At 68.0% G+C, this 10,723-nt stretch carries 11 protein-coding genes; 4 read left to right on the top strand and 7 right to left on the bottom strand.

Going from position 1 to position 10,723, the window contains the following annotated elements:
* Positions 1-324: 324 nt before the first annotated feature.
* The 4 genes from ACH34W_RS54120 to ACH34W_RS54105 all read right to left on the bottom strand — a co-directional run bounded on the left by ACH34W_RS54120 (position 325) and on the right by ACH34W_RS54105 (position 3,909).
* Entirely contained in the window at positions 325-1,239 is a 915-nt protein-coding gene (locus ACH34W_RS54120) for an LLM class flavin-dependent oxidoreductase (RefSeq protein ID WP_395969121.1), read from the bottom strand.
* Positions 1,240-1,274: 35 nt separating this feature from the next.
* Complete coding sequence (locus ACH34W_RS54115) at positions 1,275-2,267, bottom strand: aldo/keto reductase (protein ID WP_395969120.1); 993 nt, start codon at positions 2,265-2,267, stop codon at positions 1,275-1,277.
* Positions 2,268-2,271: 4 nt separating this feature from the next.
* Positions 2,272-3,366 carry an NAD(P)/FAD-dependent oxidoreductase gene (locus tag ACH34W_RS54110; RefSeq protein WP_395969119.1) on the bottom strand — a complete coding sequence of 365 codons (1,095 nt, stop codon included), beginning with the start codon at positions 3,364-3,366 and terminating at the stop codon, positions 2,272-2,274.
* Positions 3,367-3,462: 96 nt separating this feature from the next.
* Positions 3,463-3,909, bottom strand: a complete 447-nt coding sequence (locus ACH34W_RS54105; protein ID WP_395969118.1) for a MarR family winged helix-turn-helix transcriptional regulator — start codon at positions 3,907-3,909, stop codon at positions 3,463-3,465.
* A gap of 260 nt (positions 3,910-4,169) precedes the next feature.
* Here ACH34W_RS54105 and ACH34W_RS54100 point away from each other — a divergent pair, with 260 nt between their 5' ends.
* Positions 4,170-5,279 (top strand): hypothetical protein, encoded by a 1,110-nt coding sequence (locus tag ACH34W_RS54100; protein ID WP_395969117.1) that lies wholly within the window; start codon positions 4,170-4,172, stop codon positions 5,277-5,279.
* A 223-nt stretch (positions 5,280-5,502) separates the two neighbouring features.
* Here the strand turns inward: ACH34W_RS54100 and ACH34W_RS54095 are convergent, their stop codons facing one another.
* Positions 5,503-6,111 carry a TetR/AcrR family transcriptional regulator gene (locus ACH34W_RS54095; RefSeq protein WP_395969116.1) on the bottom strand — a complete coding sequence of 203 codons (609 nt, stop codon included), beginning with the start codon at positions 6,109-6,111 and terminating at the stop codon, positions 5,503-5,505.
* Positions 6,112-6,143: 32 nt separating this feature from the next.
* Here ACH34W_RS54095 and ACH34W_RS54090 point away from each other — a divergent pair, with 32 nt between their 5' ends.
* Positions 6,144-7,490: a M14 family zinc carboxypeptidase gene (locus ACH34W_RS54090; protein ID WP_395969115.1), complete on the top strand. Its 1,347-nt coding sequence runs from the start codon at positions 6,144-6,146 to the stop codon at positions 7,488-7,490.
* Between the two features lie 69 nt (positions 7,491-7,559).
* On the opposite strand, the gene ACH34W_RS54085 is transcribed toward ACH34W_RS54090, so the two are convergent.
* The gene (locus tag ACH34W_RS54085; protein WP_395969114.1) at positions 7,560-8,333 is read right to left on the bottom strand and encodes an SDR family oxidoreductase; all 774 of its coding nucleotides are present in this window, start codon (positions 8,331-8,333) and stop codon (positions 7,560-7,562) included.
* Between the two features lie 188 nt (positions 8,334-8,521).
* Between ACH34W_RS54085 and ACH34W_RS54080 the strand changes: the two genes are divergently transcribed.
* The gene (locus ACH34W_RS54080) at positions 8,522-9,406 is read left to right on the top strand and encodes a helix-turn-helix transcriptional regulator (protein WP_395969113.1); all 885 of its coding nucleotides are present in this window, start codon (positions 8,522-8,524) and stop codon (positions 9,404-9,406) included.
* A gap of 13 nt (positions 9,407-9,419) precedes the next feature.
* On the opposite strand, the gene ACH34W_RS54075 is transcribed toward ACH34W_RS54080, so the two are convergent.
* A complete protein-coding gene (locus tag ACH34W_RS54075; protein ID WP_395969112.1) occupies positions 9,420-9,770 on the bottom strand; it encodes an STAS domain-containing protein in 351 nt (116 codons plus the stop codon).
* A gap of 498 nt (positions 9,771-10,268) precedes the next feature.
* Here ACH34W_RS54075 and ACH34W_RS54070 point away from each other — a divergent pair, with 498 nt between their 5' ends.
* On the top strand, positions 10,269-10,721 hold the full coding sequence (locus ACH34W_RS54070) for an iron chaperone (protein ID WP_395969111.1): 453 nt from the start codon (positions 10,269-10,271) through the stop codon (positions 10,719-10,721).
* The last annotated feature ends 2 nt before the right edge of the window (positions 10,722-10,723 follow it).

The following is a 10,723-nucleotide window of genomic DNA, read 5'->3' as shown; positions in this document are numbered from 1 at the left end:
AGACATCTCGAAAACAAGGCAGCCCGTAGGCGCCAGTTCCGATGCGGGTCATGCCCGAGTACCGGCGACAGCCTGGCAGCAACCCAACCCAGCCGGATCACCTGGATCAAGAATCACAGTTCCGATGCTCGTCGGCCCCGTATCCGGCTCGTCGTCGCGGACACTGAACGGTCCGTAGCCGTCACGGCCGGGTGCAGCCCCATTAGCGGCGGCTGCCCCCGGCGCGCGGATGTGGGCCGCCGTGGCGGCCACACCGAGAGCACCACGGTCGGCGGGAGGACTGTGTTCCTGTCCGTACTGGTCATCTCGGCGGACGGCGAACCGCTAGGCGTTCTCCTTCGCTAGTGCTTCGCGTATGGACGGGACGATCTCGCTTGACCAGCGGCTGAGGGTGCCGATGTCTTGGGTTCCGCCGGAGGGTGAGAAGAGCGTGAAACCCGACGCGCCGTGCTCCAGCACTGCGCCGGTCAGTTCCTCGACCCACTGGGCGACGGAACCGCCGACCCAGCGCCCGTCACGGTTGCGCGTGGCGGTCAGCGGCTGGTCGGTGATGCGTCCGGGGAAGTTGAAGATCGTGCGAATGTCGCGCGGATCGCGGCCTGCGGTCGCTGCCGCCTCGTCGATGACCGGCCGCGACGTTCGGTAGCGCTCGCTAAGCCAGTCCGCCGCGTGGCCCGGGATCCAGCCGTCGGCCACCCGGCCGGTGACGGCCAGGGACTTCGGGCCGACCGATCCCGTCCACACCGGGGGTGCGGCCACCGGAGCCGGCTCGATCTCGTTCACCTGGTAGTGGCGGCCCTGGTAGGTGACCGGCGGGCCGCCACCCGACAACTTCTTGACCAGGACGATCGCCTCCTCGAAGGCGTCCACGGCATCGGCCGGTGAGAGTCGCGGCACTCCCATGTCGGAGATCCGATCCCACAGCCCGCCCGCACCCATGCCGAGCACGACGCGGCCACCGGAGAGCGCCGACAGCGTCGTCACCGTCCGCGCCAGCATGGGGGCAGGCCGGGTCGGCAGGTTGGTGACGTTGACGAAGCCAGCGATGTGCTGCGTACGTCCTAGGAGGAACCCGAGGGAGGCGTAGGCGTCCAGGCGCTCGCCGATGTACGGGTGGTCCGACAGTGAGAAGTGGTCGAGCCCGTCACGGTCGACCTGTTGCACCATGTGCAGCAGTTCCGGCCCGTCGTTGACAACGCTGTGCGCCCCGAAACCGAAGACGACGTCGTTTACAGACATTGCTCTGCCTTTTCATTCGATGGGTCAGGTTGTGATCACCAGGCGTACGCCTCGGGGGCAGGCTTGGCCCCGTTCGGCGCGGGCGGCGGGAAGAGCTCGTCCAGCTTCGCCAATGTGTCGTCGTCCAGCGTGATCTCCAGCGCGCGCAGCGAGCCGTCGAGCTGCTCAGCCGTCCGCGGGCCGATGATCGGCCCGGTCACGCCGTCCTGCGCGAGCAGCCACGCCAGTCCGACATGGGCCGGGTCCTCGCCGAGATCGGCGCACAACTTCTCGTACGCCTCGATGCTCTCCCGGTGCTTCGCGAGCGTGGCGGCCGAACGTCCTGAGCTGCCGCGGGCGGCGCCGCCCTCCTTGTGCTTGCGCAGGACGCCGCCGAGAACTCCGCCGTTCAGCGGCGACCACGGGATCACGCCGAGCCCGTATGCCCGTGCCGCGGGCAGCACCTCCAGCTCGACCCAGCGTGTCATCAGGTTGTAGATCGACTGCTCGGAGACCAGGCCGAGGAAGTGCCGGGAACGAGCGGCCTCCTGCGCCTGCGCGATGTGCCAGCCGGCGAAGTTGGACGAGCCGAAGTAGAGGACTTTTCCCTGCTGGCGGAGGACGTTGAACGCCTCCCAGATCTCCTCCCACGGAGTGTTCCGGTCGATGTGGTGCATTTGGTACAGGTCGATGTGGTCGGTCTGCAGCCGCTTGAGCGACGCCTCTGCCGCACGCCGGATGTTCAGCGCGGACATGAATCGTTCGTTGGGCCCATTGCCCGTCGGGAGGTAGGCCTTGGTGGCCAGCACGGTCTTCTCACGCCGGTCGCCGCCCGTGGCGAACCACCGGCCGATGATCTCTTCGGTGACGCCGTCCCCCGGCGTCACGCCGTACACATTGGCCGTGTCGAAGAAGTTGATGCCGTGCTCGTGCGCGCGGTCCATGATCGCGTGACTGTCGTGTTCGGATGTCTCCGGCCCGAAGTTCATGGTGCCTAGTACGAGCCGGGACACCGAGAGGCCGCTGCGGCCGAGGCGGGTGTAGTCCACGGGCTCAGGCGGTGGGGCCGAATTGCTCGACGAAGCGGCCGGTGAACAGATCCGTGCCCTTGTACTCGGCGACCGTCGCGGCCGGGGGGACGAAGGGGCCATCGGGAGAGGGCAGCTGTCCGACACCGCCGTTCGAACCGAGCGGAAGCAGGATCATGGGGAAGGGCAGCGGCTGGTAGGTGGCAGTGGGCCGCTCACCGTTCAGCTGAGCGGTGATGTTCTTGACGACCACCTCCGCGTGCTGCATCGCGAAGGCGGCCATCTTGGTCTCCGCGACATCGGTGATGTCGCCGACCGCGTAGACGTGATCGTGCCCCTTGACGTTGAGGAACTCGGTCACGGGCACCCGTCCCTCCGGCGTACGGGTCGTGAGCTTGCCGTCGCCGAGGTAGTCGCTGTTGGTACTCACCCCGTAGGCGCGGAACCAGATGTCGGCGGAGATCTCGTCACCGTCGGTGGTGGTGACGGTGAAGGCGTCGACCAGGCCTGCCTTGGTGCTCGGCGGCGCCACCAGACCGGTGCCAAGGCGCACCTCGACACCGACGGCGTCGAGCTGGCCGCGCAGGTCCTCGACCACTTCCGGCTTGAAGCCGGGGAGCAGCTGCTCGGCCGGGTCGGCGATGGTCACGTGCTTGTCCGGCCAGACCTCCTTGATCTCCCCGGCCAGTTCCAGGCCGACTGGGCCGGCGCCGAGGATCAGCACCTTGTCGGCCTGGCGCAGTTCCTTGTGCGTCTGGCGGAGGTCGTCCAGCGCCTCGTCGATCGAATCGGACGTGGGCTTGGCCGGATAGGCATAGCTGGAGCCGGTGGCCAGGACCACGTAGTCCGCTGCGACATGCTCGCCCGAGGCAAGGGTGACGCCACTGGGGTTAACGGAGGCGGCGCGGTCGCGGATCACCTTGCCCTGCGAAAGCAGCGTTTCGAAGGGATAGAACATGTTGCTCGCCCAGTCGGGCTGGGTCAGGGCCCGCAACGATGCGGCCGCGTTGACGAACGCGTCCCGGGGGTCAATGAGGATGACGTCGGCCTCGGGCTCCAGGGCCTTGGCGACGGCAGCGCCCCCGTAACCTCCACCGACGATCGCGACTGTGCGGTTCATGATTTTAACGCTCCCACGAGTTGAAGGTTGCAGTTCGTGCTACGAACTGTATTAGTTCGTGGCACGAACTGCAACCCTCGGGGAGAGTGCGGCGCCTCAGTGCCTGTGGGCGGCAACTCCTTCATCCGGTTCCTGGAAGACCACCGGGACCTCGTTGTCGAGCACGATGCGGCTGAGCAGGTCGGAGAGCGTGTCGCGTTCGGCTGGGCTGAGGCACGCCGGCAACTCCTCGATCCGCCTGCAGGTCTCTGTGTAGAATTCCTCTGCCGTCCGTTCGCCCTGCGCAGTGAGCGCGACCCGCACCGCACGGGTGTCCTGGGGATCTGGTTCACGCTGGACGAGGCCGTTGCGCTCGGTGCGATCCACCAGGCCTGTGAGGCTCGACTTGGCCAACTTCAGCATCGTTCCCAGTTCGCTCATGCCATGCGGCCGGGCCATCAGTACACACAGCAACTGCCCCTGCTGAGGGGTCACTCCGTACTCCCGCCCCGACTCGGCGTACACGGCGTTCACCAAGAACGAGGACCGCACCAGTGCGGACACAATCCCGATTTGGCCATCTTCAGGCTTACCCACTCGCCCAGGGTAACACCGGAAGCCCTTATAATTCGCGCCACGAACTACCCTCTATGAGGCGATCGAGGACGGCCGGCCGCAGGACGCCGTTCGGGAATCGGCGTCGCCTCCGCGCCATGAGATGTTCATCTTCGGAGGGCCAACCGTGGTCGAATGACGTCCGTCTCGTTCATGTGAAGATCAATCGCATTCTTGTTGCAGCCGCTGTCGCGGCGGGCTCGGGCCTCGTGGCGGTTCCCCCTGCCGCCGCCGCCCCGGCCAAGTGGCGGGTCGGTTTCCGAGGCGAGGCCGAGGTCTCTGTCAATGACCTGGCGAGCACCGGCACGAAGAACGCCTGGTCGGCGGGGGCACGCACGACCAAGGAGTTCGACCCCAGGAACGGGTCCTACTTCACCGCCCCCCAGATCAGGCATTGGAACGGCAGCCGGTGGGCCGTGGCCAAGAACCCGGCCGGGCCCAAGGGATTCCCGCTGCGCGAGCTCTCCCTGATCGAAGCGTCCGGGCCGTCCAACGTGTGGACCGCGGGCACCGCCGTGGCGAAGGGACCGGGTGACATCGGGTCCAGCACGCGATCGGTGGTGTCGCGCTGGAACGGCAAGCGCTGGCAGCTCATGGCCACCGGCCGGACGACGGTCACCGACCTCGACGTGCTCGGTGCCGGGCACGCCTGGATCGTCGGGCGTGACAGCCGGACGGGAAAGGCCTTCTTCAAGCACTTCCGCAACGGCCGGTGGGGCGGTCTCCCGGCGCCCGGCGGGTTGCGCGAGATCAGCGTCCGGACACCGAACGACATCTGGGGTCTCGGACGTTCCTCGGTCCTGCACTGGAACGGCAAGGCCTGGCGCACCGTGGCACTGCCCAAGATCACCGTGCCCGTCGCGCCCAACCCCGCGTACGGGCCGGTGCGGCCGCGGATCAACGCCGTCCAGGTCGTCGCCGGGAACGTGTGGATCGCCGTCGGATTCCAGCAGGGCGACTGGTCCCAGCCGGGCACGGTCCTGCTTCGGCGCACGAAGGGCAAGTGGCACCAGAACCGGCTGCCCAAGGACGTCGTCAACACACTTTCGGGCGACGGCAAGGGCGGTATCTGGGCCGCGTCCTACCAGCAGTCCATCACCGCCACACCTGATGGGCAGGATCCCTACGCCTACACGACCCTGTCGATTGACGCTTTGCGCCACACGGGCGGAAAGCTGACCCGGCGCAACCTCACCCCTGTCGCGACGGGCTTCCAGTGGACGGATCTCGTCGCCGTTCCCAAGACCGATTCGGCGTTGGCCGCCGGCTTCAATTGGCGTCCTCCCCAGGGAAGCATCGTCTTCCGTTACGGCCGCTGACCACGGACGGACGCCGAAATCAAAGGCGGGCGCCGGTGACCGAAGACGGGCACCGCTGACCAAAGGCACTGCTGACACAGACGGGCGCCGGAGACCGTTCCGGCGCCCGTCTTGCCGTGGCTGCTCCAGCCGACACCTGTCCCCTGCGGTGCTCCTGCCGACACCCGTCGGCTGCGGTGCTTCTCCTGCCGAGACCTGTCAGTTTCGGTGGGGATGGGTCAGGTCAGGGCGGTCCGAGCACCTCGGGTGTGGCCAGGGCGCGGGCGGTTTCGGCGAAGTACTGCTCTGATGCCTGCTCGGCCAAGCCGAGAATGACCCCCTGGCTGAGGCCGACCATGAGTGCCCGCAGCGCGGTCGCCACGCGCTCCGCCTGCCGCGCCGTCACGACGGCCTCGTGATGTGATCTGCCGGTGAACAGCTCAGCCAGCCGTTGCTGGTGTGCCCGGATGGACGCGGCCAGCTTGGCCTGCAGGTCGGGGTCACGCAGGGCCATGTCCTGCAAACTGATCTCGAACGCCAGATGCCGCAGCGCCTCGGGGTCTTTGCAGGTGCGCTGGTAGTAGCGGGCGAAGGCGTCAATGGCCTCCAGCAGGTCCAGTTCAGCAGGGACGGCCTGCTCGATCCCTTCGTAGTGCGGGCCGAGGTAGTCGATGACCAACGCGATCAGCAGGCCGTTCTTGCTGCCGAACAGCGAGTAGACGGCACCGGTGGTCAGGCCGGCCTGCTCGGCGATCTCGTCCAGCCGGGCGCGGTGGCCGTCGCGGGCGACGATCCGCCGTGCGGCCTCCAGCAGGGCGCGGCGGTTACGTTCCTTGGCCTCCGCCCTTGTCATTCTCATAATCTCATTATTACAGTAACCGTGTTATGAACGTAGCGGAGTACATGAGCCGGGTGCCCGGCTACGCGGCCTTCCCGTCCGTGGACGCCTTGTATGCCGAGCTCGACGCGGCGGCTGCCGCCCACCCTGACCTGGTGAAGGTCCGGCACATCGGTGCCTCGCGGCTGGCCGAGCCTCTGCGCGTGCTGACCGTCGGGGACGGCCCGGCGGACGCGGTGGTCATCGGCGGCCCGCATCCCAACGAACCGGTCGGCTTCCATACCGTCACCACCCTGATCACCTTGCTGTGCCAGGACGCCGCACTGCGCACGAGGCTGGGGTATCGCTGGCATTTCCTCGCGTGCGCCGACCCGGACGGCGCCCGGCTCAACGAGGGTTGGTACGGCAGGCCCGGTGACCGCCGCGCCTATGCCGAGCACTTCTACCGCCCGGACCTCGCCGACCAGGTCGAATGGACCTTCCCGCTGACAGCCGGCGACTACCGCTTCGACCGGACTCTGCCGGAGACGGCGGCGCTGATGCGGTTGATGGACGAAGTGGAGCCGTCGTTCGTCTGCTCGCTGCACAACGGGGAGCATCAGGGTGCGTTCTTCTATCTCAACCGTGATGACGCAACGCTCGCCCATCGGCTGGCTGAGCTGCCCGGCTTGGAGGGCCTGCCGCTGCATTATGGTGAGCCGGAACTGCCCGGCTCGCAGCCGATCGTCCCCGCCGTCTACGCCACGCCTAGCGGTGCAAGGGTTGGCGCGGCCTTCGGAGCAGGCGCCAGCAGCGCCGACTACGCCGCCCGGTTCGGCGCCCTGCACCTGGTGACCGAGGTCCCGATGTGGGCCGACGAACGGGTGTCCGACAAGACCGAGACCGGCACCGGCTACCAGGAGATCGTCGCCGCCGCGATGGCGGCCCGGCGAGAGCTGATCGACACACTCGAGACCGCGTTGAGCGCCGTCGCGGACGACCTGACCGTACGATCGCCGTTCCGCCGCTCGACTGAGGCGACCCTGCGGACCTTCCGCACGCTTACCGAGCATGCCGACGAGCACAGCGAATCGCTGTCCGGCCCCGACCGCCTCGACCGCCCCGCCACGGTCGCCGAACGGTTCGACCACCGCCAGTCAGTGCACCTGTTCCGGCTCCGCCTGCTCGGAACGTTCCTGCGCATGCTCGACGCCGAGATCGCCGCGGGCAATCCCACTCCAGCCATCCATACGCAGCGCCGCCTGCTCGCCGAACGTCTCGACCGCTGGGTGCAGGAAGCCGAAGCCGACTCCCCGAGCCCGGCGACCGAGATCCGCAAGCTGGTAGCGGTACAACTGGGCGCCATCCTCCTTGCCGCCGCAGGAGGGGCGCCTCATAAGCGCCGCGAATCATAAGCGCCACGAACGGTCGGAGGTCCCCCGAGTCTCGGGGGACCTCCAGCGGCGTGCGGCGACGGCGTGGGCTCAGCTGGGTTGGCCGGTGGGCATGATGGTGACCTGCTGGAGGTTCACCCGCGGCGGGAGGGACGCGACGAAACCGACGGTCTGAGCGACATCCTCGGGGGTGAGCCATTCCATCGTCTGCCGAGAGCCCTCAAGCCATGCCTGCGCGCCCTCATCGGTGACGTGGTTCTGCAGCTCGGTGCCGACGATGCCCGGTTCGATCGCCGAGACGCGTACGTTCTTCGCACCGAGCTCAGTCCGCAGGTGGCGGGAGAGGTGGGTGACGTAGGCCTTGGTGGCGGAGTAGACGGCGAAGGTCGGGAAGATGTTCTGCGCTGCGATCGACGACGTGTTGATCAGGTCGGCCACCCCCCGCTCCCCTGCGGCCACCAGCTGAGGCGTGAAAGCGCCGATGATGTTCATCAAACCGGTGATGTTGAGGTCGATCTGGCGCTGCCACTGGTCGGTGGCCAGCTCCTCGACCGGGGCGGGCAGCATGACGCCCGCGTTGTTGAAGAGCAGATCAGCGCCGCCCAGCTCGTTCGCCACACGTTCGGCGGCCGCCCGTACCGCGGCCACATCGGTCACATCGACCGCCAGCGCCAGGGCGTGGCCTCCGTTCTTCTCGATCCGGGCGACCAGATCGTCCAGCCGTTCCGCACGCCGCGCCAGAACGACGACACGGGCACCCAGCTCGGCCAGATGCTCGGCCGAAGCCTCGCCGATTCCGCTGGAGGCGCCAGTGACGACCGCCACGCGGTCGGCGAGGGGACGAGCAAGGGTCTGCGTGGTCATAGTGCACACCTTCCGGGTGAAGTAAATCCCGCGGCAGATCGCCGCGTTCCGTTCACTACGAAACCAGCCGTCACACCCCCTGCGAGGCACCGGAAAGTGCCCTGACCGGGCAGGTAACCGCAAGGCAGGTACCGGCAGTACCACCCCCGCAAGAGGCGCAGCACGCGTGGGTATGCACACTGGAACACATGGACCGCACTCGCGAGCTCGCCGATTTTCTGCGCACCCGCCGTGCCCGGCTCACCCCGGACCAGGCGGGGTTGCCCGCTGACGGCCGCCCCCGTCGCGTGCCCGGCCTGCGTCGCGACGAGGTCGCCAGACTGGCCGGAGTCAGCACCGAGTACTACACCCGCCTGGAACAGGGTCGCGCCGGCAACCCCTCTCCCGAGGTCACCGAGGGTCTCGTACGCGCGCTCCAGCTCGACCTCGGCGAACGCGAGCACCTCACCGATCTGCTGGCACGTCCCGTCCGGCGTGCCCCGATCAGCCCCCAACGGGTCCGGCCGGGTCTGTATCTGATGTTGCAGACCCTCGAGCACGTGCCCGCGTTCATCCTCGGCCGCCGCACGGACGTCCTGGCCTCCAACCGCCTCGCCCGCGAGGTGCTGACCGACTTCGAGGCGCTCCCCGCGCCCCACCGGAACCTGGCCCGCTACTACCTGCTCGATCCCGAGGCCCGCGAACGGGTTGGTGACTGGGAGCGCATCGCCGCCGAGACCGTGGCCATGGTCCGCCTTGAGGCCGGCCGCTACCCCAACGACCGCCGGCTCTCCGATCTCATCGGCGAGCTCACCGTGCGCTCCCCCGAGTTCACGACCTGGTGGAACGACCATCGCGTGTTGCGCCGCACCCACGGCGCCAAGCACTACCACCATCCCCTCGTCGGCGACCTGCACTTCTCGTACGAGGCACTGCAGCCTCCCGGCGACACCGACCAGACTCTGTGCGTTTACAACGTCGAGCCGGGCTCCCCAACTGCCGAGGCCCTCCAGCTCCTCGCCAACTGGACGGCGCCTGAGCAAGAGCCCCACGCTCGTTCGGAACCCACCACCCCGCCCACCGAAACGCCATGACACGACGGCCCCGTTAAGGGGTCCTGTTGTCTTTGGCGGCGAGGGTGAGCAGGGCTTGGTCGAGGGTGTCGGCGTGCGGGATGTGCCCGTCCAGGCCAGTGACCCATAGCGCCCGTACGGTCTTGTAGGTTGCGCGGACCAAGACGAGGCGTTGGCTGCTGTTCGTCAGGCGCTTCCAATGCCGGATGAGCACAGCCATGCATCGGGTGTCCATGAACGTCAATTCGGTCATGTCGACGATCAGATCTTTGGAGTCCTGCCGGGCGGTGGCCAGGACGTTGTCGAACTCGCTTTGTTTGGTGACGTCGAGGATGCTGCGGACGGCGACGACAGCATGGTCCTTGCCTGGATCCAGAGGCCCCATCGTGGTCATCCCTCGGGGATCTCGCCGTCACGGGCGGTGCGGGGTCGGCGGTTGAAGTAGAGCCGAACGGCGGTTCCGTTTGGGTTGGTCACCGTAGGGCGCGGCCAGCTGCTGATCAACCATGCCGTGCCAGGCGGCCCCAAGCGGGCTGTTCGAGGCCGCCGACAAGCCGCCGCGCAGGCAAGGAACTCCCGCGCGGCGTCCATGCGTGAACGGCGCTTGCACGGCGTCCAGGCATGAACGGCGCTCGGACGGCGGCCGTGCGTGAACGGCGCTCGGACGGCGGCCGTGCGTGAACGGCGCTCGGACGGCGCGGACGGCGTCCACGCGTGAACGGCGCTCGCACGCGTGCGCGGCTCGCACGGACTCGTGATCCGTGATGGTTTCCGTGGTCAGCACGGAGGCGGCCCGCACTCCTGCTGGGAGAGGTTGTGACCACGGCGATCAGCCCGGCGGCGAACACCGCGGCGATCGTGACCCAGGACCCAAGGAGTGATCATGGCCAGCACCGCTACCAGCACGTACGAGGGATTCACGGCCGAGGAGCGGGCCGCGATGAAGGAGCACGCCCAAGACCAGAAGAAGGCGGCGCGCCGCGGCTCTCGCGCGGACAAGACGGCGGAGGCCGAGCGGGACGTGCTGGCGAAGATCGCCGAGATGCAGGACTCGGACCGGATCCTGGCCGAACGCGTCCACTCCGTCATCACGGCCAGCGCCCCGGTCCTCGCGCCGAAGCTCTGGTACGGGATGCCCGCCTACGCGCTGGACGGCAAGGTGGTCTGCTTCTTCCAGAGCGCGGCGAAGTTCAAGGCGCGCTACGCGACGCTCGGGTTCAATGACCCGGCGAAGCTGGACGAGGGCGCCATGTGGGCGAGCGCATTCGCCCTGACCGACGTGACGGCCGAGGTCGAGGCGCGGATCGCCGCACTGGTGAAGCAGGCGGTGAGCTGACC

This window comes from Actinomadura sp. 6N118, from assembly GCF_044326415.1.
In the GTDB taxonomy this organism is placed as follows: domain Bacteria; phylum Actinomycetota; class Actinomycetes; order Streptosporangiales; family Streptosporangiaceae; genus Spirillospora.
The sequence above is the reverse complement of the archived record's forward strand: the minus strand, read 5'-3'. Positions and strand labels throughout refer to the sequence as shown.